Source organism: Thermodesulfovibrio hydrogeniphilus (assembly GCF_054657355.1).
Genome location: NZ_BAAHYW010000001.1, coordinates 1,193,126 through 1,219,795 on the forward strand (window position 1 = coordinate 1,193,126; position 26,670 = coordinate 1,219,795).

22 protein-coding genes are annotated in these 26,670 nt (G+C 36.1%); 9 read left to right on the top strand and 13 right to left on the bottom strand.

Annotated features, from left to right (window positions below; translation table 11 throughout):
- The first annotated feature begins 3 nt into the window (after positions 1–3).
- Complete coding sequence (locus tag ACYQ3P_RS05985; RefSeq protein WP_460177031.1) at positions 4–426, top strand: F0F1 ATP synthase subunit epsilon; 423 nt, start codon at positions 4–6, stop codon at positions 424–426.
- Between the two features lie 26 nt (positions 427–452).
- Here the strand turns inward: ACYQ3P_RS05985 and ACYQ3P_RS05990 are convergent, their stop codons facing one another.
- The 7 genes from ACYQ3P_RS05990 to ACYQ3P_RS06020 form a co-directional block, all read right to left on the bottom strand.
- The gene (locus ACYQ3P_RS05990; protein WP_460177032.1) at positions 453–833 is read right to left on the bottom strand and encodes a peptide chain release factor family protein; all 381 of its coding nucleotides are present in this window, start codon (positions 831–833) and stop codon (positions 453–455) included.
- 8 nt (positions 834–841) lie between these two features.
- Positions 842–1,519 carry an HAD family hydrolase gene (locus tag ACYQ3P_RS05995; RefSeq protein ID WP_460177033.1) on the bottom strand — a complete coding sequence of 226 codons (678 nt, stop codon included), beginning with the start codon at positions 1,517–1,519 and terminating at the stop codon, positions 842–844.
- Entirely contained in the window at positions 1,516–2,259 is a 744-nt protein-coding gene (aat, locus tag ACYQ3P_RS06000) for a leucyl/phenylalanyl-tRNA--protein transferase (RefSeq protein ID WP_460177034.1), read from the bottom strand. Before aat ends, ACYQ3P_RS05995 begins: the two co-directional genes overlap by 4 nt.
- Positions 2,240–4,456 carry an ATP-dependent Clp protease ATP-binding subunit ClpA gene (clpA, locus tag ACYQ3P_RS06005; protein WP_460177035.1) on the bottom strand — a complete coding sequence of 739 codons (2,217 nt, stop codon included), beginning with the start codon at positions 4,454–4,456 and terminating at the stop codon, positions 2,240–2,242. The genes aat and clpA overlap by 20 nt, the downstream gene beginning before the upstream one ends.
- Complete coding sequence (gene clpS, locus ACYQ3P_RS06010) at positions 4,449–4,751, bottom strand: ATP-dependent Clp protease adapter ClpS (protein ID WP_460177036.1); 303 nt, start codon at positions 4,749–4,751, stop codon at positions 4,449–4,451. Before clpS ends, clpA begins: the two co-directional genes overlap by 8 nt.
- Positions 4,752–5,044: 293 nt before the next feature.
- A complete protein-coding gene (gene argJ / locus ACYQ3P_RS06015) occupies positions 5,045–6,226 on the bottom strand; it encodes a bifunctional glutamate N-acetyltransferase/amino-acid acetyltransferase ArgJ (protein ID WP_460177037.1) in 1,182 nt (393 codons plus the stop codon).
- Positions 6,226–7,443 carry an aspartate kinase gene (locus tag ACYQ3P_RS06020; RefSeq protein ID WP_460177038.1) on the bottom strand — a complete coding sequence of 406 codons (1,218 nt, stop codon included), beginning with the start codon at positions 7,441–7,443 and terminating at the stop codon, positions 6,226–6,228. The genes argJ and ACYQ3P_RS06020 overlap by 1 nt, the downstream gene beginning before the upstream one ends.
- A gap of 476 nt (positions 7,444–7,919) precedes the next feature.
- Here ACYQ3P_RS06020 and ACYQ3P_RS06025 point away from each other — a divergent pair, with 476 nt between their 5' ends.
- Positions 7,920–8,516, top strand: coding sequence for an IS110 family transposase (locus tag ACYQ3P_RS06025; protein WP_460177039.1), 597 nt, complete (start codon positions 7,920–7,922; stop codon positions 8,514–8,516).
- 25 nt (positions 8,517–8,541) lie between these two features.
- Positions 8,542–8,934 (top strand): transposase, encoded by a 393-nt coding sequence (locus tag ACYQ3P_RS06030; RefSeq protein WP_460176154.1) that lies wholly within the window; start codon positions 8,542–8,544, stop codon positions 8,932–8,934.
- 471 nt (positions 8,935–9,405) lie between these two features.
- On the opposite strand, the gene ACYQ3P_RS06035 is transcribed toward ACYQ3P_RS06030, so the two are convergent.
- Positions 9,406–10,752 carry an FAD-binding oxidoreductase gene (locus ACYQ3P_RS06035; RefSeq protein ID WP_460177040.1) on the bottom strand — a complete coding sequence of 449 codons (1,347 nt, stop codon included), beginning with the start codon at positions 10,750–10,752 and terminating at the stop codon, positions 9,406–9,408.
- Between the two features lie 25 nt (positions 10,753–10,777).
- Positions 10,778–14,227, bottom strand: coding sequence for a chromosome segregation protein SMC (gene smc, locus ACYQ3P_RS06040; RefSeq protein ID WP_460177041.1), 3,450 nt, complete (start codon positions 14,225–14,227; stop codon positions 10,778–10,780).
- Between the two features lie 148 nt (positions 14,228–14,375).
- Between smc and dsrA the strand changes: the two genes are divergently transcribed.
- From dsrA to rlmB, 6 genes are all read left to right on the top strand, one after another.
- Positions 14,376–15,584 carry a dissimilatory-type sulfite reductase subunit alpha gene (gene dsrA / locus ACYQ3P_RS06045; RefSeq protein WP_460177042.1) on the top strand — a complete coding sequence of 403 codons (1,209 nt, stop codon included), beginning with the start codon at positions 14,376–14,378 and terminating at the stop codon, positions 15,582–15,584.
- Positions 15,585–15,606: 22 nt separating this feature from the next.
- The gene (dsrB, locus tag ACYQ3P_RS06050; RefSeq protein ID WP_460177043.1) at positions 15,607–16,722 is read left to right on the top strand and encodes a dissimilatory-type sulfite reductase subunit beta; all 1,116 of its coding nucleotides are present in this window, start codon (positions 15,607–15,609) and stop codon (positions 16,720–16,722) included.
- Positions 16,723–16,786: 64 nt separating this feature from the next.
- A complete protein-coding gene (locus tag ACYQ3P_RS06055; RefSeq protein WP_460177044.1) occupies positions 16,787–17,011 on the top strand; it encodes a hypothetical protein in 225 nt (74 codons plus the stop codon).
- Between the two features lie 266 nt (positions 17,012–17,277).
- The gene (locus ACYQ3P_RS06060) at positions 17,278–19,083 is read left to right on the top strand and encodes an ASKHA domain-containing protein (protein ID WP_460177045.1); all 1,806 of its coding nucleotides are present in this window, start codon (positions 17,278–17,280) and stop codon (positions 19,081–19,083) included.
- A gap of 57 nt (positions 19,084–19,140) precedes the next feature.
- Positions 19,141–20,607, top strand: a complete 1,467-nt coding sequence (gene cysS, locus ACYQ3P_RS06065; protein WP_460177046.1) for a cysteine--tRNA ligase — start codon at positions 19,141–19,143, stop codon at positions 20,605–20,607.
- Entirely contained in the window at positions 20,586–21,377 is a 792-nt protein-coding gene (gene rlmB / locus ACYQ3P_RS06070) for a 23S rRNA (guanosine(2251)-2'-O)-methyltransferase RlmB (RefSeq protein ID WP_460177047.1), read from the top strand. Before cysS ends, rlmB begins: the two co-directional genes overlap by 22 nt.
- Here rlmB and ACYQ3P_RS06075 read toward each other — a convergent pair.
- From ACYQ3P_RS06075 to ACYQ3P_RS06090, 4 genes are all read right to left on the bottom strand, one after another.
- Positions 21,361–22,149 (bottom strand): coiled-coil domain-containing protein, encoded by a 789-nt coding sequence (locus tag ACYQ3P_RS06075; protein WP_460177048.1) that lies wholly within the window; start codon positions 22,147–22,149, stop codon positions 21,361–21,363. The two genes, rlmB and ACYQ3P_RS06075, sit on opposite strands and share 17 nt — an antisense overlap.
- A 759-nt stretch (positions 22,150–22,908) precedes the next feature.
- Positions 22,909–23,730 carry a menaquinone biosynthesis protein gene (locus tag ACYQ3P_RS06080; RefSeq protein ID WP_460177049.1) on the bottom strand — a complete coding sequence of 274 codons (822 nt, stop codon included), beginning with the start codon at positions 23,728–23,730 and terminating at the stop codon, positions 22,909–22,911.
- Positions 23,731–23,903: 173 nt separating this feature from the next.
- Positions 23,904–25,352, bottom strand: coding sequence for an RtcB family protein (locus tag ACYQ3P_RS06085; RefSeq protein WP_460177050.1), 1,449 nt, complete (start codon positions 25,350–25,352; stop codon positions 23,904–23,906).
- A gap of 51 nt (positions 25,353–25,403) precedes the next feature.
- Entirely contained in the window at positions 25,404–26,600 is a 1,197-nt protein-coding gene (locus tag ACYQ3P_RS06090) for an HD-GYP domain-containing protein (protein ID WP_460177051.1), read from the bottom strand.
- Positions 26,601–26,670 lie beyond the last annotated feature (70 nt).

Sequence of the window (26,670 nt, forward strand, 5' to 3'; positions counted from 1 at the left end):
GGAATGGAGAATAAGTTGAAGTTAGAAGTCATAACTCCATATGGAGAATTAATAAACGAAGAAGTTGATGAGGTTTATGCAACAGGAGCAGAGGGTGATTTTGGAGTATTTCCCGGGCACTGTGCGTTTATGACTGCCCTTAGAATTGGCTCCCTATCATACAAAAAAGATGGACAAACGCATTATGTATTTATCAATCGCGGGTATTGCGAAGTATTAAATGATAGGGTGCTTGTTTTGGTTGGAAGTGCTGAAAGAATAGAGGAAATTGATGTTGAAAGAGCAAAGGCTGCATTGGCGAGGGCTGAAGAAAGACTTCGCAGAGCACAGGCAGGAGAACAGGATATTGATGTAGAAAGAGCGCAAGCAGCCCTTGTAAGAGCAACAACAAGAATTCAGCTTGCAACAAGGCTTGTAGCAAAATAGTTGTAGTAAAATAGACTTAAGAAAATTTAATCAAATAAGGGAGAGGAAGGTTTTTCCTCTCCCTTTTCTTTATTTCGCCTTTTACTTCTTTGTTTTCGCTTTCTTGCCTTTTCTATTTCCTTTGTTCTTTCAGTAGGCAAGCCGTAAAATTCTCTGATTTTTTCAACGAGTAATCTTCTTGCGAAAAATCTATTTAATCCCTGAGAACGTTCTTTAGTGCATTTGATTTCAATTCCTGTTGGTATATGCCTAAGATAAACTCCTGTGGAGGTTTTGTTTACCTTCTGCCCTCCATGTCCAGAGCATCTGATAAACTTTTCTTCAATATCTGTTTCTTTGATTCCCAGTTGCTCCATTTCATTAAGTAATTCTTTTTCTTTTCTCTCTGTTACAGGAAACTTTCCCATCTGATTTATTAATTTGAAAGCAGAGGCAGTATTTTTTCAATCTGCGATAAGTTTTCAACAACAACATCGGCATCAGTGTTAGAAAGCTCTTGGAAGCTATAAGGTCCTGTAGCAACAGCTATAACTTTAGCTCCGTGTATTTTTGCACAGATCACATCTCTTGGAGTATCACCGATAACAATACACTGATGATAGTTTATAGTTTTGCTAAATTTCTTTAAAAATCTATCTACAGCGATTGGTAACAGTGAGTTTCTGTCTTCATGGTCGCTTCCAAATGCACCGAATGGAAGTATCGGATTTAATCCAAAGGGATCAAGTTTTATTCTTGCACCTCTTTCAAGATTTCCAGTAAGAAGTCCCATGGGATAGGAGAATTTCTCAAGATTAAAATTTATAAACTCTAAAACGCCGGGTTTTATATGCTTTGAATTGTTTTTTATTTCTATCTGCAGAAATTCAAGATAATTTTCTATCAATTCATTTATCAGACTTGAGGATGGTTCTTTGCCATGAATTTTTAGTCCTTCTTTGATGATTTGCACATCAGTCTTTCCTGCCATTTCAAAATTTTTGAAGGCATCTCTAATGCCTAAAACCTTTTCAAAGGCTTTGTTTAGTGATCTTGTTCCAGCTCCTCCAGCACTTATTAATGTTCCGTCTATATCAAAAAGTAAAAGCTTCATAGTCTTCTCCTTTTTATGAGTTTGTCTTTAAGAAAAAAAGCTGTGTTAATGGTGGAATGATCATCTCTCGCCCATCTTTTTATTATAAAATCTTTTGTGGTAGCTTCATCCAGTATTTTCAAGAAAACAGGTCTGGGAATTTCAATTGCTCCCATTCTTAGTAGATGCTCATTGGTTACCTGACAGTCTATAAAGTAAAGATCATTTTTAATTGCAAATTCAATAAGGCATGAAAGAGCAACTTTTGATGCATCTCGGACGAGGGAAAACATTGATTCACCGGAAAAAGATTTCCCTATTAAAACACCATAAAGTCCTCCAACGAGATTTCCTTCTTTCCATACCTCAACAGAATGAGCATAACCAAGACTGTGTAGCTCTATATATGCCTTTTTCATTTCTGGAGTAATCCATGTGCCAATGGAGTCTTTTCTTGGTGTAGAAGAACAACCTTCTATAACGCCTTGAAAGTCTTGGTCAAAGGTAACCTGAAAAGTTCCTTTTTTAAGGGTTTGATAAAGGCTTCTTGAAAAGGCAAAGAGTCTTGGAAAAATAATGGGTCGCAGAGAAGGAGACCACCATGCAATTGGTGGCTCGCTATACCAAGGAAAAATTCCAGATTTGTAGGCAACTATTAGACGTTCTGGGCTTAAATCTCCTCCGACTGCCAGTAAACCATCAGGCTCTGATAACTCAGGATTTGGGAAAATTGGCTTTTCATTAAGCAGGAATATTGGCATTTATTTTAAATTTAATTGAATCTTTGACTATGTCAATTAAAACATCTCCTCCTGAGGAAAGTTTGCCAAATAATATTTCCTCAACAAGGGGTGATTTAATTTCCCTTTGAATAACCCTTTGAAGAGGTCTTGCGCCAAATTTTGAATCAAAGCCTTTATTTGCAATCCATTTTTTTGCCTTTTCAGTAAGCTTTATTTTAATATTTTTATTCGCAAGTTGTTCGTTTAGCTCTTTTATAAATTTTTCAACAATTTTTATTACGATTTTCTCTGGCAAAGGATTAAATGTGACTATTGCGTCCAAACGGTTTCTGAATTCAGGGCTGAAAACTCTATCCACAGCTTCTTTGCTTTTTCTTAGTTGATCCGCAGTTCTGTCGCCAAAGCCAATAATAGGCTTTTCTACTTCCCTTGCTCCAAGATTTGAAGTCATGATGAGTATTACATTTCTAAAATCAGCTTTTCTTCCAGTGTTGTCAGTTAAAGTTCCATAGTCCATAATCTGAAGTAAAATATTACAAATGTCCTCGTGAGCCTTTTCAATCTCGTCAAGCAGAAGAACGGAATGAGGATTTTTTCTTATTTGTTCGGTTAAAAGTCCTCCCTGTTCAAATCCAATATATCCGGGAGGTGCACCAATGAGCTTTGCTACTGAGTGTTTTTCCATGTATTCACTCATATCATAGCGGAGGAAGTAAATACCGAGTTTTTGGGCGAGCTGTTTAGCTAATTCAGTCTTACCAACTCCTGTAGGTCCTGTAAATAGAAAGCATCCTATAGGCTTTTGAATTTCTTTTAAACCAGCCTTTGCAAGCTTTATTACTCTAACAACAGCCTCAATTGCTTCATCCTGTCCAAAGATTACAGACTTAAGCTCATCTTCAATGTTTTTAAGTTTATCTTTATCGTTTGTTGTGACTTCCTGTGAAGGTATTCTTGCTATCTTTGATATAGTTTGTTCAATAATTTTTTCATCAACAACCTTGTTTTCATGGTACAGTCTTACGATAGCTCCAGCCTCGTCAATGACATCTATGGCTTTATCTGGTAAAAATCTGTCATTTATATATCTTGATGAGAGAGTTGCCGCTGCTTTCAAAGCTTCATCTGTGTATGTTACTCCGTGATGTTGTTCATAATAGTTTTTCAGACCCTTTAAGATTTCAAAGGTTTCCTCTTCGTTTGGCTCAACAACATCTATCTTTTGAAATCTTCTTGACAGAGCACGGTCTTTCTCAAAGTAGTTTCTATATTCTTCGTATGTAGTTGCTCCAATGCATCTAATTTTCCCTTCAATTAGTACAGGTTTTAGGAGATTTGCAGCATCAATAGTGCTTCCACTTGCAGAGCCTGCGCCTACAATTGTGTGAATTTCATCTATGAAAAGTATGCAATTTTTTATACGATAAAGTGAATTTATAAGAGCTTTCATTCGGGCTTCAAAATCACCTCTGTATTTTGTTCCAGCGAGTAGAGAACCCATATCAAGGGCATAGATTTTAAAATCCTGAAGGTAATCAGGTACTTCACCTTTAGCGATTTTAAGAGCAAGTCCTTCAACAAGAGCAGTTTTTCCTACTCCCGGTTCGCCAACTAAAATTACATTATTTTTTCTCCTTCTGATTAAAACCTGAACAATTCTCTCAATTTCTTGCTGACGACCTATGATTGGATCTATCTCTCCCTTTCTTGCCTTTTCAGTGAGTTCAATCGTAAATGTTTTTAAAGGATCAATTTTTTTGTTTTCCTTCTGAATAGTCTCTTCAAAGCCTGTTTTTGAAATTCCATGGGATATGTAGTTTAAAATATCAATCCTTGTTATTCCATAGGATTTAAGAAGTCTTACTGCATAAGTGTCTTCTTCAAGAAAGATAGAAGCAAGGAGGTCTCCTGCATCTGCTTCTTTCTTTTCAGCTGACTTTACATGATCAATAGTTCTTTCCATTACCCTTTGAAATGCTAAAGTTGGCTGGGCGTAGCCCCTGTTTTTCTTTTTTGGAATGTTTTGCTCAAAGAATTTTTCAAGATTTTGCTTTATTGCTTCTGTGTCAGCACCGCAATTTTTAATAATTTCTGAACCAAATTCATCATGCAAAATTGCATAAAGAAGATGCTCTACTGTAAGGTAATCATGTCCCCTTTCGATAGCATCTTCAATTGTTGCTGTGATTATTATTTGTAAATCTTTATTAATCATCTTTCTCTATAATGCATTTTAATGGGAATCCACGACTTCTTGCAAGTTTTTCAACTTGGTATACTTTTGTCTCTGCAATTTCCTTTGGATAGATGCCAGCTAATCCTTTGCCATTTCTATGAACATGCAACATTATAGAAGTAGCCTCTATTTTTGATTTGTCAAATATTGTCATTAAGACATGAACAACAAAATCCATGGTTGTATAATCATCATTGAGAAGATATACTTTATAAAGGTCAGGTTCGTCTAATGAGGTCTCTTCATGTTGTTCTATGTAAATTTTCTCTTCCATAATTTAATATTAAGCAATGTAAGATAGAGTTCTCAAGAGTATAGACTTTTATCACTGTGAACACTCTTTTTTGTTATTGCAAACACTAAAGGTGCGAATCAATCTACGAGATCACTTCGGCTTGCTGTCGCAAGCCTGCCGACAGGCAGGCGTGGCAATCTCATAAAAAGAAAGTATAGCCTCAGAAATAAATTCTCTCGCAATGTCCATATATCTAACATATGATGACAAAAAAAATCAGTGAGGCTCGCAATGACGGAAAAAGTGTTCTTCGTCGGCTTCGGTGATTTTTTCTAAGTCCTGTAGGCTGAATTTATCCTTACATATTCCTCTGATAAGTCTGTGGTATAAATTCTCGCATCCGCCTTGCCGAGATTTAGATTAATCTGAATGTCAATTTCTTTACCTTTTAGGGCACTTTCAAGTTCATTTTCCCTAAGTGTTGGAGTGCCTTTGTCAAAGAGGAGGATGTTATTTATTGAAATTTCAATCTTTTCTTCCTTGACAGGAACTCCTGCATAACCAACTGCAGCTATTATTCTTCCCCAGTTTGGGTCTTCACCATAAAAGGCTGTTTTAACAAGTGGAGAATTTGCAACTGCCTTTGCTATTTTTCTTGCATCCTGAGCTGTTTTGGCTCCTTTGACATTAACTGTAATAAATTTAGTGGCTCCTTCTCCGTCCTTTACAATCATCTTTGAAAGCTCAAGGCAGACTTCATTTAATGCATCTCTGAATTGTCCCCATAAAGATGTTTTTTTCTCAATTCTACAATCTGATTCTCCGTTTGCAAGCATAATTACAGTATCATTTGTTGACATGTCTCCATCAACAGTTATACAGTTGAAGCTTTGAGAAACTGCATTTCTCAGGAGCACTTTAAGGTCAGGGGCTTCTATTTTGGCATCAGTTAAAATCATGCATAGCATTGTAGCCATATTTGGAGCTATCATTCCTGCACCCTTGCATATTCCAAGAATTGTTACTACATGACTTCCGCTTTTAATTTGTCTATACGAGAGTTTAGGGAAAGTATCTGTTGTCATAATAGCCTGAGCAACCTGTAAAGGTTCAGATTTACCAAGACCTGAGACAACTTCATCAAGGGCAGGTATAATCTTTTCCATAGGCATTTCCATGCCAATTACTCCAGTAGATAGGGGATAAACATGTTCTTTGTTAATTGTTAATTTCTCAGCAAGTTTTTCAGTTATTTTCAAGGCATCTTCAATGCCCTTTTTACCTGTACAGGCATTTGCATTTCCGCTGTTTAAAATAATTGCCTGCCCTAATCCTGACTTTATTCTTTTCATGCAAATCTTTACTGGTGCTGCTTTTATCTGATTTGTGGTAAATACTCCTGCAATTTGAGCAGGCTTTTTTGAATAAACAAGTGCTAAATCATACCTGTCAGGATATTTTATACCTGCCTTTGTAACAGAGTATAAGTAGCCTTTTGGGGATGGAACTTCCATTACTGCTCACCTAACTTAAATGTATCATGCAATACTCTTACAGCAAGCTCTGTGTATTTTGCATCAATCAAGCAGGATATCTTTATTTCTGATGTGCTTATTGCCATAATGTTTATGCCATGATTTGCCAATGCTTCAAACATTTGAGCTGCAACACCAGAATGTGTTCTCATGCCAACACCTACGATTGATATTTTGGCAATGCCTTCGTTGAGTAAGACTTTCTTTGCACCAAGCTCTTTGCTTAATTTCTCTGTAATTTCAAGGGCTTTTTTGGCATCTGTTTTGGGCACAGTAAATGAAATATCTGTGGCTTTTCCATCGGCACTAATGTTTTGCACTATCATATCAACAACAATATTGGCATCTGCAATGGTTCTGAAAAGCTTTGCAGCAATTCCTGGCTTGTCAGGTACTTTTAGAATAGTAATTTTTGCCTGATTTTTATCATGTGCAATTCCTGACACGACTACTTTTTCCATGTCTTTATCCTCCTTTGTAACTAATGTTCCTGGATTATAATTAAAGCTTGAACGCACTACAACTGGCACATTATACTTCATCGCAAATTCAACTGAACGGGTCTGAAGCACTTTTGCACCAAGAGAGGCAAGTTCAAGCATCTCTTCATAGGAAATTTTTTCAAGTTTTTTAGCATTGGGTACAATATTAGGGTCTGCTGTATAAACTCCGTCTACATCTGTATAAATTTCGCAAAGATCTGCATTTAAGGCAGCAGCAATTGCAACTGCTGTAAGGTCTGAACCTCCTCTGCCAAGTGTTGTTACATCCTCTTCTTCTGTAATTCCCTGAAATCCTGCGACCACAACAATATATCCTGCCTCTAAAGCTTTTACTGCCCTTGTAGCAATAATTCTTTCTATTTTGGCTTTTGTGTGAACCGCATCTGTAATAATTCCCATTTGCCTTCCTGTCAGTGCAATGGCCTTGTGCCCTAATCCATGCAATGCCATTGCTGTTAAGGCAGATGTAACTCTTTCGCCAGATGAAAGTAGCAAATCCATCTCCCTTTCAGGAGGGTCTGGGCATACTTGATGGGCAAGTCCTATGAGTTTATCTGTTTCTCCAGCCATAGCAGAGACGACAACTACAACTTTGTGTCCTTCTTTAGCTGTTTTTGAAACTCTTTCAGCTACAGCTTTTATTCGTTCAATGTTTGCAACTGAAGTTCCTCCATATTTCTGAACAATAAGCATTTGCCTTTCCTCCGTGGATTTAATAGAATTTTATTATTATGTAAAAATTAACTGGAATTTTACAATAGTTTTTTGGGTCTAACCGAAAAATGGCGATAAAAATCTAAAAATTACTAAAAACTTTTGAAAAATAAACATTTTTTGCTATCATTGCGATCAAACGAAGGTGATGTGTGGCAATTTTGGTGATTGATTCGCTCGCAATGTCAAAAAATGGAAGTCATCGCTATGACGCTCTTATTAGTCATCGTATGATAAATATATGGACACTAAACAGGGATAAGTTAAAATAAAAGGAAGAAAGAAGGTGGGCAAGGACGATTTGTCATAGGTCTTAAAGACCGTTCGCAATGTTGTCCACCACCTTCTCCCTTCCCTTAAGCCTGAACGGAACATTAGGCTCAGACAGCCTGAATGAGTTCCCACGATGATAGGATAAGGGAAGAAAAACAAAAAAATCAAATGGAGGAAGAGAAATGACAAAAGAGAAGTTCATAGTTGGAGTAGATGTGGCAAAGGATACCATAGCAGTAACAATCAGGGAAAGAGGTAAAGGTAAAAGAGCTTCTTTCAATCTAAAGAATCATGCAGAGCAGTTGCATAAGGCTTTGAAAAAGGAGCTACCTGACTGCTGTAAAGAGGATATACTGGTTGTTATGGAACATACAGGGGTTTATCATTTAAAATTAGCCCATGCCTTATATGAGCAAGGGTATAAGGTAGCAATTTTGAATCCGCTGCAGACAAAGAAACTTGCGGATGCAAAGTTTAATAGAGCGAAGACAGACAAAATAGACTCTGCAGTGATAGCTGAGTGTGTGGAGATTTGCGAAGAGATAAGATTATTTAAGCCAATGGATGAACCCCAGCGGAAGATTAAGATACTATTAACTTGCCTTGCGAAGATTCAGAAACATCTTAATTGTTTAAAGAATCAAAGAGAAGCATTAAGATATGAACCGATAATGGTAGATACAGTAATAGAAAATTTTAACGAGCTCATAAAAAATGCAGAGGAAACAATACAGAAGATGGAGAAGGAATTGGAAGAATTGGCGGTAGGCCAGTTATGAGAAACAGATAAAGTTAGCGGAGAGTGTGCCTGGAGTTGGCAAGAGGACAGCATGCATAGCAGTATCAATGCTTGGATGTTTTGAAAATTTTGACAGAGTAAAGGCAGTAGGCAGTTATATAGGGATAAGCCCGAGAGTATATGAATCGGGCAAGAGTGTAAAGAAAAAGGGGAGGATACAGAAGAAGGGGAGTGCATATATAAGGAAGATATTGTATATGGCAGCGATGTCAGCGATGAGATATAATAAGGCATGCAAAGCATTGTATGAGAGGATGATACAAAGGGGCAAGAGCAAGATGCAGGCATTGATAGCAGTAGCCCATAAACTAATAAGGCAGGTATATGGAGTTTTAAAAAGTGGGATACCATACAATGAAGAAATTGCAATGAATGGAAAAAAATACTTGACAAATTAACACGGAACATTGCGAGCCTCACCGAAGGTGAGGCTCGCAATCTCTCCGTTGCAAAAAAGGTGAGATTGCTACGCTACCGCTCCCAAAGGTGGCTGTGTCGCAATCTCCCAATTCTCTTAAATCAGTCTGCTTTTTGCAAAAATTTTGTAGAATTTTCAATGTGTTTTAAAAAGCCTTGAGGAGAAAAATCTGACAAAAAAGGGGTTATGACACAGCCACTTGACGGCAGGCTCGCAATGACCCCTTCCCTGTCATTGCGAGGAGTGACAGCGACGAAGCAATCTCTGAGATTGCCACGCCCTTTCAGGGCTCGCGATGACGAATAAAATGGGTATCGGGCTCGCAGTTACTAAAAAATAAGCATCGGGAAAACAAGGACGAGTAAAATAAATATCGGGCTTGTAATAAGACTAATAAAGGTCTATCAATAAGGCTAATAAAGGTTTTGTATAAAAATATCTTCAATTAGGACTAAAATATTTTTCCGGGATTCATGATTGCCTTAGGGTCAAATACTCTTTTTATAGTCCTCATAAGCTCAAGAGTCTGATTTGAAATCTGCATTTCAATATAAGGCTTTTTAGTTACACCTATTCCGTGTTCTCCAGATATCGCACCACCTAATGACACTGTTAACTCAAAAATTCTCTTTACAATATCAAAGCCTTGCCTTTTGTTTCCCTCATCTTCCTTGTTTACAAGGACATTTACATGAATGTTTCCATCTCCTGCGTGTCCAAAGGAGACTATTGGAATTTTGCTTTGCTCTGAAAGCTCCTTTAATTGTGAAAACATTTTTGAAAGCATATCAATCGGAACAGCAATGTCAATGTTGATTTTCTGCTTATCTCTCATTTTGAGTATGCACGGAGATATGCTTCTTCTTGCTTTCCAAAGTGCTTCCCTTGCATAATAATCTGTAGCAACTTGAGTTTCTGCTTTAAACTTACTTGCAATGTTAACTATCATTTCTGCTTGCCTTTTTATTGATGTAAGCTCTCCATCAAGTTCAACAAGAAGCATTGCATCTATGTTTTGAGGGAGCCCAATTTCAGTATTTGTTTCAATAATGTTTAAGCATGTGCTATCAAGGATTTCCAATGCTCTTGGAACAATTCCTGCTCCAATAATCTTTGGAATGCATTCTCCAGCCTTTTCAATGTCTTTAAAATTGATAAGAAGCGTGATTATTTCTTCAGGCTCCGGAAGAACCTTTAGGGTAATTTTTGAAATAATTCCAAGCGTGCCTTCTGCTCCTATAAAAAGCTCTTTTAGCTCATATCCAACTACTCTTTTTACAGTTTTACCACCAAATGTAACCACTGCTCCATTGGATAGCACGACTTCCAGCTCCATAACATAGTTTCTGGTAACTCCGTATTTTATTGCTCTTGGTCCTCCTGCATTTGTGGATACATTACCACCAATGGTGCAGTAATCAAGGGATGCAGGGTCCGGAGGATAAAAAAGCCCGTGAATCTGAAGCTCCTTTTGTAGTTCACCGTTTATTACTCCAGATGCTACAACTGCAGTAAAATTTTTGGGATTTATTTCATATACTTCCTGCATCCTCTCTAAACTGACCACCATGCTTCTTTCATATATTGGCACAGCACCACCAGCCATACCGGTGCCAGCTCCTCTTGGCACAATTTTAAATCCCTTATTGTATGCCCATTTGACAATTTTTATTATCTCTTGCGTATTCTTTGGAAACGCAACAATTTCTGGAATTACGCCTTTTGCATAAGATGAATCATAGCTGTAACAGATTAAGTCTTCCTTTATGTCAGATACCTCAATCCCCTCTAATAACATTTATCCTCCGAAAATTTTTTAGCCATCATTGTGCATAAGCCTCTGCCTCTTGAAGCTCAAGGGATATTACAGATGAAATTCCTTCTTCCTGCATGGTCACTCCGTACAGATAATTAGCTGTCTCCATCATTAGTTTATTATGGGTAATGATGAGAAACTGGGTTTTGTTGCTTAAATTTTTTACTAAATTTCTCAGTCTTATTGTGTTTGCATCATCCAGAGGCGCGTCAACTTCATCAAGGATACATATCGGAGAAGGACGAATTGAAAAGCAGGAAAATAAAAAGGCTATCGCAGTAAGAGTTTTTTCGCCTTGAGAAAGTAGATTAATATTGTTTGATTTTTTACCGGGCGGCTGTACCTTAATCTCTAATTCTGCCTCAAGAATGTTTTCTTCGTTTGTCAGAATGAGTTCTGCCTTTCCACCACCAAAGAGTTCCTGAAATACTGAATTAAATTTTTCTTTCAGTAGCTCAAAGGTTTCTCTTAATTTCTTTCTTGTAAGAGAGTTTATTTTTCTGATGGCATCTTCAAGCTCTTCAATAGAAGTCTTTATATCCTTTTGTTGCGAAAGCATAAATTCGTATCTTTCTTTGACCTCTTGATGCTCTTTTAAAATTTCCATATCAACGGGTCCGATCTCTTTTAATTGATTCTTGAGCTGGGCAATTTTTGGCTTCAAGCTATCAGGATTTTCAACAGGTTCTATCTCTTCCCTTAATATATCCTTGCCATAAAAATTGTATATGCTGTTCCATAAATTTTGAAGCCTTATTTTAAGCTCTCCTTCATTTGCTCTTTTTTCTCCAATTATGGCGGTAAGGTTTTGGATTTCTTTATTAATGCTCTGATATTTTTTGTCAAGTTCTTCTGCTGATGTTTTTTCTTTTTGAATCTTTTCCATAAGAAAGGCAAGCTCTTCTTTCAATTTTTCAGCTTCTATCGTAAGCTGTTTAATTTTCTCATTTTTTTCAGATTTTGCAAGGTTTATATCATCTATTTTTTTTATGCTCTGACCTATCTCTTCTTCGTTTTTCATTTTTTTAACTAAAAGGCGTTTGATATTCTCAGTTAGCCTGTTTACATCGGTCCTTTTACTGTTCAGCCTTTCTTTTAATGCAGACAAGTCTGATTTTTTCTTGGACAGCAATTCCTTTTCTTCGTCATATTTACGAAACAATTCTTTTTGCAAAGATTTTAATTCTTCAATTTTGGTCTCTGCTTCATCAATGTTCATAGATATTTGTTCAACTTCTGACTGAAGATTTTTTATTAACTGGGTGTTGTCATGTATCTCCATCTGCAAAGTTTGTTTTTCATTTTCTATGTATTTGACTCTTTGTTTTAATTGCTCGTATTCCTTCTGAAGGTTTTTATAATGAGTCTCTTGTTGAAAAAGCTCGTTTTTGATTTTTGAAATCTGAGCTCTCTTAGTTTGAATTGTATCTTTGAGCTGTTCTCTTTCTTTCTTTAAGGACTCTAATTCATTTTCAATGGTTTTTATTTCGCTATAAATTGAATTTTGTTTGACTTTTAACTCATCTAAAGCCCTTTTCTTTTTTAGTAGATTTCCTGCCTTGCCTGTTTTTATAAAGCCGTCTGGAAAAATTATTTCTCCTTGTCTTGTGATAATGCAAAAATTAGGATTTTTTTGCTTAATAGCAAGGGCTTTTTCAAGTGTTTCTGCGATTAAAATATTTTCAAAAAGTTGTTCAGGAATGCTTTGGTCTTTTATTTTGATGTAATTTTTGATTTTTAGATTTTCTGTGTCATCGGAAGTTGTTTTTTGACAGTTAACGAAATCCTTCAAAAAGAAAAATCTTTTGTTTTGTGATGGAATAATTTGCTCAAAGCTTTCAATCACAGAGGCTTTTAATTTCTCATCCAAAAGACTTTCTAACAATTCCTCAACTTCAGGTGCTACTTCTATGCATTCAAAAAATAGTTTGCCTTCTTGTTTTTCTTCCCATATTTCTGATGAAAGGGCTTCTATTTTTCCCTTTATGACAGCCTCTTCCTTTTTCCTTTCAAATAATCTTTGATTTTTCTCATCAATTGCTTTCTCTGCTTTTGAAAGTTCGTTGCTTAGTTTGTTTACTGCATCTGTTTCATTGTGAAGACTGTCTTTTAAGGATTTAATTTTAAATTCTTTATTTTCTATCTCCTTCTCAAATTGTTTTATCTTGTCCGTGATTTCTTTCTTTTTATACTCAATGGAATTTAATCTGTTTTGGCTATTTTCAATTGATTTTTTTACAGATTGATAGTGATTTTTTTTGTTGGCAAGTTCTGTGGTAAGGTTAAAAAGTATTTTTCTCTGCTTTTCAAGCTGTTTTTCAAAGTAATCTGATTTTTCATGAGATTTTAAGAGTCTTTCTTCAAATTCCAAAATTTCATGACGCATTTTTTCAATATCTTGCTCAAGTTCTAAAGTTTCAGATTTGGTTTCATTGAGCTCATTTTGTAGTTTTTCTATTTCCCTTTGAATTTCTATATTTTGCTCTTTAAGTTTTTCAATTTGTTCCCTTTTGTTTTTATCCTCTTGAATGAGAAGGGCAAGCTCTTTTTCCGAATTAGCTCTTTGAAGTTCTGTTTGTTTAAGCTTGTTTTCTTTTTCATGAATACTTTTTTCAAGTTCGGATATGATGTCTTTTAATTCATTTATTTTGCTCACTACTTCATCGCTGGTTTTATTTAATTTTTCCTTTTTTTGTTCAAGGGAATCCAATTCATTCCTAACGCCTTCAAGCTCTTCAATAAGCACTAAGCTTTCGGTTCTTGATACCCTTAGTTCAAGGTCAGTCAACTCTTCAAGAATTTTCTTATATTTTTCAGCCTTTTTTGCCTGCCTTTCAAGTAAAGAGTATTGTTTTTTAAGCTCCCCAAGTATGTCCTCAATTCTTTGCAAGTTTTCCTTAGCAGATTGAAGTTTGGACTCAGATTCTGATTTTTTAATTTTGTACAAAGATATGCCTGCACATTCATCAATCAAAACTCTTCTATAAGAAGGTTTAGAGAGAATTTCCATTATTCTTGCAGAATCAATGATTGAGTATGTTCTTATATCAACACCCTCTGAGATGAAAATTTCTCGGATATCCTTTAATCTTGCCTGTTTGCCATTGATAATAAAATAAGATTCACCTGTTCGGAAAAATCTTCGCTTTATTTCAATCTCTCTTTTTTGAGGTTCATCACCATTTTCTACATCCTTATTTATTTCAATGAGCATTGATACATCTGCAAGTCCCTTATCCTTTTTTGTGGCAGAACCTTGAAATATTACTTCTTCCATCTTTTCACCACGAAGAATGCGGGGATTATGCTCGCCGAGAACCCATCTAAAAGCATCCACAATGTTGCTTTTCCCAGCTCCATTTGGTCCTACAAAGCAGGTTATTCCTTCATTGAGCTCTATTTTCGTTCTTTCAGGGAAGGATTTGAATCCGTTGAGTTCTATCCACTTAATCTTCATTTAAATATTTTAGCTTAATTTTTTATTTAAAAGCTTTAATGTTGACATAAAATTTTTTTATTTGACCGAAAATAGGCAATTATTTTACTGTTGAAAGACATAAGTTTTTATGGTATAATTTAAAAAATCTCAAAAGCAGGAGGATAATATGACGAAGAAGCACGAAACACCTTTGTTGGACGAATTGGAAAAGGGTCCTTTTCCAAGCTTCGTAACAGAAATCAAAAAAGCAGCTGCAAAGAACGAGATGGCTGCTGATGAACTTGGCCAGCTTGAAAAAAGCTTCAGAGACAAAGTAACTTATTGGAAACACGGTGGAATCGTTGGTGTTAGGGGATACGGTGGAGGAGTTATCGGAAGATATTCTCAGTTGGCTGATCAATTCCCCGGAGTTGCGCATTTCCACACTGTCCGTGTTAACCAGCCAGCAGGTCTTTTCTACACATCAGACACAATAAGATTTATTTGTGACCTCTGGGACAAATATGGTAGCGGACTTACAAACTTCCATGGCTCCACAGGAGATATGATTTTGTTAGGAACAGTAACAGAAAATCTTGAGCCTCTTGCTACAATTCTAAGCCTTAATGGATTTGATCTTGGTGGTTCAGGTTCTGCTATGAGAACTCCAAGCTGCTGTGTCGGTCCAGCAAGATGCGAATGGTCAATGATTGACACCCTTAACATTACTTATGATCTAACACAGGAATTCCAAGATGAGCTTCACAGACCACAGTTCCCATATAAGTTCAAGATTAAAACAGTCGGATGCCCTGTTGACTGTAATGCATCCATAGCCCGTGCAGACCTTTCTATCATTGGAACATGGAAAGGACCAATAGAGATTGATCAGGATAAAGTAAGAGAATACGCCAGTAAGGGAATGAACATTCAGGATGAAATCGTAAATCTCTGCCCAGGAAAATGCATTACTTGGGATGGGAATGAGTTAAAGATTAATAATGCAGACTGCAAACACTGCATGCACTGTATTGCAAAATTAAAGGGAGCATTAAGACCAACACCTCCGTTTGGAGCAACAATTCTTATCGGTGCAAAGGCACCATTCGTTATCGGTGCAACACTTTCTTGGGTAATTGTTCCATTCATGGAGATGAAGCCACCATATGATGAAATCAAAGACCTCATCAGAAAGATGTGGGATTGGTGGAATGAATACGGAAAGAACAGAGAGAGAATTGGTGAGCTTATTATCCGTAGAGGCATGAGAGAGTTCCTTGAAGTATGCGAACTTGAGCCAACACCTGAGATGGTAAAAGAGCCAAGAAGAGATCCATTCTGGTTCTGGAAAGAAGAAGACTTAGAAAAGAAACCTTGGGAAGAATATTTAAAATAAATAAAAATAAGGAGGAGATAACATGGGTGACATTCCTGAGAAATTTTTTATCCCAGAAGTAGTAGATGTAAAACAAAGACAAACAGATATAGGACCACCTCATTACGAGAATTTCTTGCCACCAGTTATTAAAAAGAACTATGGTAACTGGAAGACACACGAAATACTTAGCCCTGGTTTGATGGTTCATATAGCTAACTCTGGAGACAAAATCTGGAGTGTAAGAGTAGCATCGCCAAGGCTTTTAAGTACTGATACTTTGAGAGAGTATGCAGACATTGCGGATAAATACTGTGATGGATATTTCAGATTTACAACAAGAAACAATGTTGAATTCCTTGTATCCGATGAAAGCAAGGTTCAGCCTTTAATTGATGAGCTTAAAGCAAAGAATTACATGATTGGTGGAATTGGTCCAAGAATTAGTAATATCGTTCATACTCAGGGTTGGGTCCACTGCCATTCAGCAGCAGTTGATGCATCTGGATTAGTAAAAGTTTTAATGGATGCATTTGCTGATTACTTTACAACAAAGGAGCTTCCAAACAAAGTAAGGCTTGCTGTTGCATGCTGTACAAACATGTGCGGTGCGGTTCACTGCTCAGACATTGCCTATGTTGGAATCCACAGAAAGCTTCCAAGAATTGACCATGAAAACTTTAAGAACCTCTGTGAGCTTCCAACAACAATGGCTGCATGCCCAACCGCAGCAATTACTCCTGATCCAGCAAAGAAATCAATAAAAATCAATCCAGACAAGTGCATGTACTGCGGTAACTGCTTCTCCGTCTGTCCAGCTCTTCCAATTGCTGACCCAGAGAATGACGGTGTTGCAATAGTCGTTGGTGGTAAGGTTGGTAACTTAAGAACAACACCAAAGTTCTCAAAGCTTGCTGTTGCCTATTTACCAAACAATACACCAAGATGGCCTGAAGTTGTTAAGGCGACCCAGAAAATTCTTGATGCCTACATAGCAGGCGCAAAGAAACACGAAAGAGTAGGCGAGTGGATTGAAAGAATTGGATGGGAGAAATTCTTTGCAGTAACAGGCTTACCATTTACATATCAGCATATTGATGACTGGACATACGCATTTGAAACATTCAGAACAACAGCACAGATTAAGTGGGTTAAATAATTAAATACAAGGGAGGGCATGCCTGCCTTCCCTTGTATAAAAATTGAAAGGGGTGTAAGGTAATATGGAGAAAGAGGAATTAAAAAAAGCTATTTATCAGCTAATTAAGGACGCTCAGGGAAAGAAAAAATATAAACAAACTGACATTATCAAACACTTCAGACAGCAGGGAATTCCTGATGCAGAAGTAAAGGCTGCATTAAGAGACCTTATTGATGCAGGAGATTTGATTTACACATATTTTGGCGGAAGCTATATTGAACTTGGCGAGAAACGTCAGGGTGCATAATTAAAAATATTTGTAAGTCTGTTATCAAAGGAGGGCATAAATTTTTGCCCTCCTTTTTTATCTTACGCTAAGCAATATATAAAAGCGAAATTTCTTCATTTCTCTCGCATTGACAAAAAGAATAAGAACCACAACGTTGAAGTGATGATAACTGCTAACCAATCGCCTGTAACAAGGCATTGCATGAGGATATCTATTGCTATTCCAAAATTGCATCAAAACATTTGATTTTTAAATTAACAATAAAATCAGGTATTATAAAATTTATGTTTCGGATTTCTACCAATTTTGGAAAAACTTTTGAAGCCGAGGGGAGAAGTCTGCTTGAGGTTCTTCAGAAAAATAATGTATATTTGCCTGCTTCTTGTGGAGGTAAAGGAAGCTGTGGAAGGTGTAAGATTAGAGTTGTTGAAGGAAAAGTAAGATGTGAAAGCTTTTTTGGCATATCCGAGTCTGAGAGAAAGTCTGGCTATGTTCTCGCATGTCAGGCATATCCTGAAAGCGATATTTTTGTTGAAATTCCTGAAAGATTAATCGCAGTTTCAGATAAAATATCTAAAGCAAAGGTTGAGTTAATTGAGAGAGTTTTTAAGAAAAATCCAAATCTTTTTAAGCCTTTGATTACAAAAATCACAATTTCCCTTGACCCTCCAAATGTTGAAGATTCAAGAGCAGATTTTGAAAGATTAAAAGATTTTTTAGGTGAGCAAATAACTGTTAACAGTAAAATTGCTCAAAAAGTTCCTGAAATTTTGAGAAAAAGAAATTGGAAAGTAGATATTGCTTTGGCAGAAGGAGAAATTTTGAGCTTTCTTGAACCAAATGAAAAAGTTTATGGAATTGCTGTTGATATTGGAACTACAACTGTTGTCTTATCTTTAATTGATGTTTTGTCAGGCAAGATTGTTGAGATTGCAAGTTGCTATAACTCTCAAATTTCTTATGGAGATGATGTGATAACAAGAATTATTTATGCAGTTGAGAATTCTAATGGACTTGATATTTTAAGAAAAGCGATTATTGATGATATAAATGCATTAATATCAGCAGTTTCAGCAAAGCACAAAGATGGAAGAATTTTTTATTGCACAGTTGCAGGAAATACAACAATGTGTCATATTTTTTGGGGAATAAATCCACAGTTTATTCGTGAAGAGCCATACACACCTGTTTTTTCTCAATATCCACGATGGAAAGCAATTAATGCAAACCTTAATTTAGAAGAGAATACACCTGTTTACACTTTTCCTTCTGTTGCAGGTTATGTTGGAGGAGACATAGTTGCAGGCTTGCTCGCAACAGGCATGCATGAGGCTGAGGAGATTTCACTTTTTATAGATATTGGAACAAATGGAGAAATAGTTATCGGTAACAAAGACTGGCTTGCAACTGCATCAACCTCTGCAGGTCCTTGTTTTGAAGGAAGTGGAATTAGCTGTGGAATGAGAGCCACTGAAGGAGCAATTGAAGAGTTTAAATATGACAAAAGCTCTGATGAATTTCAGATTAAAGTTATCGGAGGAGGAAAACCTAAAGGGATTTGCGGTTCAGGTATGATTGATATAATTTGTGAACTATTTCAAGCAGGTGTTATTGATAGTAAAGGAAGATTTGTAAGTGGTTCATCTTCTTTTCTTCGTTACATAGATGATGAAATTAGATTTTATATCAGTGAAGATTGCTACATATCTCAAGCAGACATTGACAACATTGTCAGAGCAAAGGCTGCAATTTATGCTGGAATTACTACTTTACTGAATGAAATAGGCATAAGTGAAAAAGACATTTCAAAGGTTTATGTGGCGGGAGGATTTGGAGAGTTTTTAAATGTAGAGAAGGCAATCAAAATAGGCATGCTTCCAAATCTGCCTGTGGAAAGATTTGCCTTTGTTGGAAATACATCTTTGGCTGGTTCAATTTTATGTCTTCTAAGTAAACCTTTAAGAGATAAGGCTGAGGAGATTGCTAATAAGATGACTTATATTGATTTATCTCGGTCAAAAACATTTATGGATGAGTATGTTTCAGCGTTGTTTATACCCCACACTGATTTAGGACGTTTTGCAAATTAATGGGATTCATTTTTAAAATACTTTTATGTGTTTTAATGTCATTGCAAGGGAGGCAAAATGAGAATTTTTAACACGCTTTCGGGGAAACTTGAGGATTTTAAGCCCATTAATGAAAAAAAAGTTGGAATTTATGCATGTGGAGTAACAGTTTATGACTTATGTCACATTGGACATGCAAGAAGCGCGGTTGTTTTTGATGTAATTGTAAGATATTTAAGATACAAAGGCTATGATGTAAAGTTTGTAAGAAATTTTACTGATATAGATGACAAGATTATTAAATGTGCCAATAAGGAAGGCATAAGCTGGAAGGATGTGGCTGAGAAGTATACAGCAGAATATTACAAAGATATGGACAGACTTGGCATAGCGAGGGCAGATGTAGAGCCAAGAGCCACTGAGCATATAAATGAAATGATAGAAATAGTTCAAAAGCTCATTGAAAAAGGCTATGCATACACAGTTGATGAGGATGAGGGAAAAAGCGTTTATTTTTCTGTAGAAAAATTCTCGGAGTATGGAAAACTTTCCCATAAAAAAATTGATGAACTTTTGCATGGTGCAAGGGTTGAGGTAAATGAGAGAAAAAGAAGCCCCCTTGATTTTGCTCTTTGGAAAGCATCTAAGCCGGGAGAGCCTTGGTGGGAATCTCCTTGGGGTAAAGGGCGACCCGGATGGCACATTGAATGCACTGCAATGTCTATAAAACATATTGGTGAGACCCTTGATATTCATGGTGGAGGTGCAGACCTTATATTTCCCCATCATGAAAACGAGATTGCCCAATCTGAGGCATATACTGGAAAACCCTTTGCAAAATACTGGGTTCATAATGGCTTTGTAACGATTAACAAAGAGAAAATGTCAAAATCTCTTGGAAATGTGCTTAACATTAGAGATTTGCTTGAACTTTACGATGCAGAAGCATTAAGGCTTTTCCTTCTTTCAAGTCATTATCGTAGCCCAATTGAGTTTGACCATGCCTATTTGAAGGAGGCAGAGGCAACTTTGGATAGATATTACAGTACAATCATGAGAATTGAAGAGTTTGAAAGGGGAGAAGTGCAGGGTAAAGGGAAAAATGTTGATGTTTCAAAAATAAAGGAAACAATTACTAAACTTCCTGAAGAATTTACATTGGCAATGGATGATGATTTTAATACCGCTAAAGCAATTGGTTTAATCTTTGAAGTTGTAAAGGAAATCAACAGATTCATTGATCAAAAGCCTTCTCAAGAAATTGCTGTTGATATTCTGAAGGAAGCAAAGGTTAAATTGAAAGAAGTTGGAGCTGTGCTTAATCTTTTTAATAGAGAGCCAATTGAGTGGTACAGAAGCCTTCTAAGTGTTAAAAAGATACCTATTACAGAGTCAGAGATTGAAGGATATATTCAGGAAAGAACTGAGGCAAGAAAAAATAAGAACTGGCAAAGGGCAGACCAAATCAGGGATGAGCTTCTCTCAAAGGGAATTATTCTTGAGGATAGACCGGCAAGAACTATATGGAAAGTAAAGATTTTATAGTTATTTACGGCGTCAATCCAATCTCAGAAGCATTGAAGCTTGGAAATAGTGGTTATTTAACGAAGTCTGGTAAAAACGAGATAATAAGGGAAATTTATATAGCAAAAAATAGAGCCTCAAAGCTTCAGCATATAATTGAAATTGCACAGCAGCAAGGCATTCCAGTGACAATTGTCAATGAAGAGTATATTGAAAAAAAAGTACAGGGTGTTCATCAAGGTATCATTGCCAAAGTACGGAAGAAAAAAACAGTAAGCATAGAGGAATCTCTAAGGGAAGCTCAGGCAAAGGGTGAGAAGCCTTTTTTTATAATTCTTGATTTAATAGAAGACCCGCAAAACTTTGGTGCAATATTAAGAGTTGCAGAGGCTGTAGGAGTGCACGGCGTAATTTATCAAGAAAAACGAGGTGTTGGACAAGTTCCTTCTGTATGGAAATCTTCTGCTGGTGCTATATGGCATGTAAACCTGATTGAAATAAACAACATCAAATACGCAATCCGTGAGCTCAAGGACAATGGTGTAAAAATTATCGGTGCTGAAGCATCAGCTGAGAAATCCATATGGCAAGCAGAGCTTTCATGTCCTTTAGCATTAATCTTTGGTTCAGAAGGAAAGGGAATAAGGCTTACAGTGAGAGAATTGTGTGATGAATTAATTTGTATTCCGATGCGGGGGAAAATCAATTCATTAAATGTTGCAACATCTGTTGGAATCGCAGCCTTAGAAACTTTAAGACAAAGGGAAGTTAGGCTTAAAACTCGTAACTGAAATAGAGCTTGAAACCTCTTTGTTCTGCAATTTTTATAACTTCGGAGTTAATTGTCTGGGCTGTAACCAAAATTTTGATAATTTTATCTCCAAAAATTTTCTTAAGTTGCTCAATTTTCCTTTGAAACTCAGAAATATGACTTCTTTTTAGCTGAGTTTTACATTCTCCCAAAACCCAGAATTCCTCTCCCTTTATCTCAACTTTTCCTACAATGTTAAGCTCAATCTCTTTTCCTCTTTCAATTGATACGAATGTTCTCTTAAATGGTTCAATAACCGTTGCATTAAAATCTCTTTTTAGTAATTGTGGAAGTCCCTTGTATGCTCTATCTTCAAGTAAGAATCCATGCAGATTTATCAAATTACCGACCTGCTCCCTTGTTTTTTTGTGTTCTTGAAAGAGTAAAGCTACTTTAGATTCAGTTTCCTTTTGAGCTTTAGCGAGTTCTTTCAAGCTTTTCTCAGTTTCCCTCTGAGCCTCAGCAAGTTCATTAAGCTTTCTTTCAGTCTCCCTTTGAGCCTCGGCAAGTTCTTGGACGACAGTTTCAAGCTTTGTAACCCTTTGTTCAGTAGTCTTTTGAGCTTCAACAAGCTGATTAATTTTTTCTTTGGTTTTCTTTTGAGCTTCGGCAAGTTCTTGAACAGTTTCTTTCAGTTCACGGAAGTCTTCTTTTGTAACTGTTTTTCCTAACTCATCTATAAGATCCAAAAGCGCATCTTTTAAATCTTCTGGAAGTTTTTCAAGTTTTCTGTATAAAGTTCCGCTAATCATAGTTTTATAATATCATTAGTTTGTATGGCAAATCAATTTTGGGAAGACTCCAAAAATGGCGATGAAAATCTAAAAATTACTAAAACCATTTGAAAAGTAGACATTTTTACTGTCATTGCGAGCAACCTGAGTGCTGCGAAACAATCTTGTCTTTCTATCTATGGAGAAAAAAGAGATTGCTTTGGGCACTTCGTGCCCTCGTAATGACGGGGAGAGAGAATACATAGCAATGACGGGGGAAGAGTACATAGCAATGCCGAGTAGAGAGGGTACATCGCAATGAAGAGAGAGAATACATAGCAATAACGAGTAGGGAGAACACATAGCAATGACGACGAGGGTGCTAATTGAAAACTTCTCCCAATTTTTTGTCACTTCAAGCGTCACCGACTTTTTTGTCATGTTATGTTAGATATATGGAGATTGCGAGATACTTTAGTCCTAAAGCAATCCAGTCTTTTTATGAGATTGCTATGTTTCGTTAGTAATGACAGAAAAGGTGAATGTCTCTCAAAGACGAACAAGGTGGTCATTGCGAGGCAGACCGAAGGTCTGCCGAAGCAATCTTGTTGTTTACTTTTCACTTCTTACTCTTTATGTCTTACTAATTTTCAGGACTGCTTCGCCTTCAGCTCGCAGTGACAAAGAAGTGGAGGCTCGCAGTGACAGTGTGGGTAATTGCAACACTCTTGCTCGCAACAGGGGTTCGCAGTGACACATGTGTATTTCTTTTTTGAGAGACTATCAAAAAGCTTATTACTATAACAAGCTCAAATAATAATCAAACAATTCAAGGCTTTTTTTATGCTTTTCTGTTAAACAATAATCCATGTTTTCTTGCCAATAATACAAAATTTCATCTTCTGACATGAATTCTTTGAGATAATAATTTTTAACCATTTCTTCAAAGTACGCTTTGCATCTGTCTCTTGCATAAAGAAGGGTTTCCCGGAATTGAATATATTGTTTATGCAGTTCATTTTCCACAGTTTCGATTGATTTTCTTACAATCCATAGGGCAAATACAAACGGAAGTCCTGTATGCTGATACCAAAGATTAGCAAGATCATAAATTTTTTTATTTTTTAAAATTTTTCTAAACTTTAATGCATCATCACCTATCAATAAAAAAGATTCACCATTATAAGGAGCTGAAGAAATATCATACGAAGGAGACAAACCAAGAAATTTTTCAAGAATGACCCTCAGTAGTAGTTGAGATGTGGCAGATTGTTCAGTGAGAAGAATTTTTTTTCCGTCAAGTTCTTTTAAATCAAAATCAGTGAAGAAAAGCACACTTCCTACATACTCCTTTGAACTTATGCAGATTCCATCAATGTAATCATAAAGTTCTTTGTTTAGCAAATATTCAACAGAGGAAGAAGGGCTTATGTCTATCAAGTCATTTCTTAAAGCCCAATTTAACTGACTTGGTACACCTTTTACAAAATGTACACCGTTTAAAAGTCCTTCTTTTTCAAGTACATAATAAATTGGATAAACATTGGCATACTGAATCCATCCTACTTTTAATTTAGTGTTTGGTGATTTGTGACTCGTGTTTCGTGCATTATTTGACATATTTAGCTCTCCTTTTGAGTGATGAAATCAATGCATTTAGCATTTTCTTAATAGAACTAATTTTATCGTGAAACTCCTCAAAGTTTTTTAAATATCCTATATTCGTTTATTCCAAACCTCAAGCTCTTTATAATCTTTCATTTAACGAACCACCATCTACCATTCACCAACCACTATCCTTTAATTACTCCCATAGGTTTTAGTTTTACAACTTTCTTTGCAATTCCTGCATTGTGAACAACTTCTACAACATTTGCAACATCTTTGTATGCATCTGGCATCTCTTCAGCTAAAGTCTCTTTGCCTGCAGCCCTAACTATTATACCTCTCTCCTCAAGCTCTTGTTTAATTGAGCGGCCTTTTGCCTGTTTAATTGCTTGATTTCTACTTAGCACTCTTCCAGCTCCATGACATGTTGAACCGAAAGTTTCTTTCATTGCCTTTTCTGTTCCTACTAAAACAAATGATACCCTCCCCATGTCTCCCGGAATAATTACAGGTTGACCAATATTTATATACTCTTCAGGAAGTTCAGGATGACCTTTTGGAAATGCTCTTGTTGCTCCTTTTCTGTGAACAATAAGCTTTTTCTTTTTTCCATTTATTTCATGCCATTCAATTTTTGCAATATTATGGGCAACATCAAAAACAACTTTCATACCAAGTTCCTTTGGTGAGGTCTTAAATATTCTTAGAAAAACCTCCCTTGTCCAATGCATAAGACACTGTCTGTTTGCCCACGCATAATTTGCAGCACCGCACATTGCTTTGAAGTAATCCTGTCCTTCTTTGCTTTTAAATGGAACGCATGCAAGTTCTTTATCTGGAAGTTCAATTCCATACTTTTTTGCTGCCTGTAGCATCACTCTTACATAGTCATCGCAAATTTGATGTCCAAATCCTCTAGAACCACTATGAATCATCACAGTAACCTGTCCTTTAAAAAGTCCCATTGCTTCTGCTATTTCTGGTTCATAAACCTCTGCAACATATTGAACCTCAAGGAAATGATTCCCGCTTCCAAGTGTGCCTAACTGTTGTTTTCCTCTTTCATATGCCTTGTTGCTTATAACATCTGGATCAGCATATTCAAGGCAACCGTGCGATTCAATCCTTTTTAAATCATCCGCATCACCATATCCATTTTCAACTGCCCAAATAGCACCTTTTTTTACAACTTTTTCCTGGTCTTTTCCAGAAAGCTTAATCCTGCCTGTAGAGCCAACTCCAGATGGAATGTGAGTGTAAAGAAGGTCAACGAGTTCTCTTAACTTTGGCTTGACTTCTTCACGAGTAAGATTACTTTTTAATAGTCTGACGCCACAGTTGATGTCATAACCCACACCTCCCGGTGAGATTACTCCTTCTTCAGCATCAAAAGCAGCAACTCCACCAATTGGAAAACCATATCCTGTATGGATATCAGGCATTGCGAGGGAGCGTTCAACAATTCCCTGTAAGGTTGCAACATTTGCAACCTGCCTTACTGCATCCATCTCAAGCTCCTGTTCCAATGTTTCATCAACATATATGATTCCTTCAGTCCTCATGCCTTGAACAAAACCCTTTGGAACTTTTAATCTGTATTCATCTATTCTTTCAGTGCCTTCAATTTTGGGCATAGCTCACCTCCGAAAGTTTACTTCTTTTTTATTTTAGCAAATATATATGGATTAGACTCTGTTACCTAAAAGTTTTATGAAAATTTCTAAGAATTTTTTATCATAACATTTGTCTCTTATCATAATTTGAAGAGCTTGAAAAGGAGTGTAGGCGTATCTTATTAGTGTAGGAGAAGTTAGCATATCATAGGCATCAACAATTGAAAAAATTTTACCAAACAAAGAAATTTCTTCTCCTTTAAGCTTTTGTGGATATCCTTTTCCATTTATCTTTTCGTGATGATGAAGAATTCCATTTTTTGTTTCTTCTGAGACACCTAATTTGGAAGCTATTTTCACGGATTCAATGACATGGGTTTTATAAATTTCAAACTCATGAGCCGATAATTTCCCCATTTTTGATAATATTATAGGTGAGATTTTTATTTTTCCAATATCATGTAAAGCTCCTGCTACTCCGAGATTTTTTAAAGATTTTTCATCTAAATTAGCCTTTAATCCTACAGATAAAGCTAAAACTGTGACATTAAGGGAATGAATGTAATCGTAGTTGCTATGCTTTTTTAAAATATTGAGATTATCAAATAAATCTATATTTGTGGATAAATTTTCAATTATTTTGTCTATGATTTCCGATAAGTTTTTAAATAAATTTTCAATATTTTCCTTTTGTTCAGCTTCTGTATAAAGCTCCAAAATTAAAATTTTTGCCCTTTCCCTTAGGAGAAAATCTTTCTTTTCATCTGCTGGCTTAATTGTTTTTAATAACTCTTTATAAAGTTGTAAATCAGATTTTTTTATCAGCAGATCACCTTCTTGAAGGCTATTTATAGAATCTGCGATGTTGGTGTTAGCTTTAACTGCAAGGGTTAGTTTTCTTCCGTCATAATGATAAATATCAAAAGGAAGTGTGTCTGCAATTTTGATTATTTCCTTTTCAACTTTGCAGTATTTTTCATGATCTAAAGGAATCCTTTTTAATAAAGATTCAAAGAAATTATCAGGTTTTGTTTTATTAATAAAATCAAAGAAAATATCTCTGTCTTCTCGCTTTATATAAACTTTGCCAATTCCTTTTTCTCTTAAGGCAGATTTTAAAACACTTGTAAATAAATTGCCAGCATTTACTAACTCTTTTATAGTGTTGTCTTCATGGAAATAAACATTACAAGGAACTTTTCCTGTTGTAGGAATTTTATCTAATTCAATATCAATAAAATCCTCAACATGTTTTATTTCGGTGCTCATTATTATAATACACCCCTTTGGTTGGACATTTTTGACGTTTTAAATGTGTAGAGGTCATGCTATTTTCCTG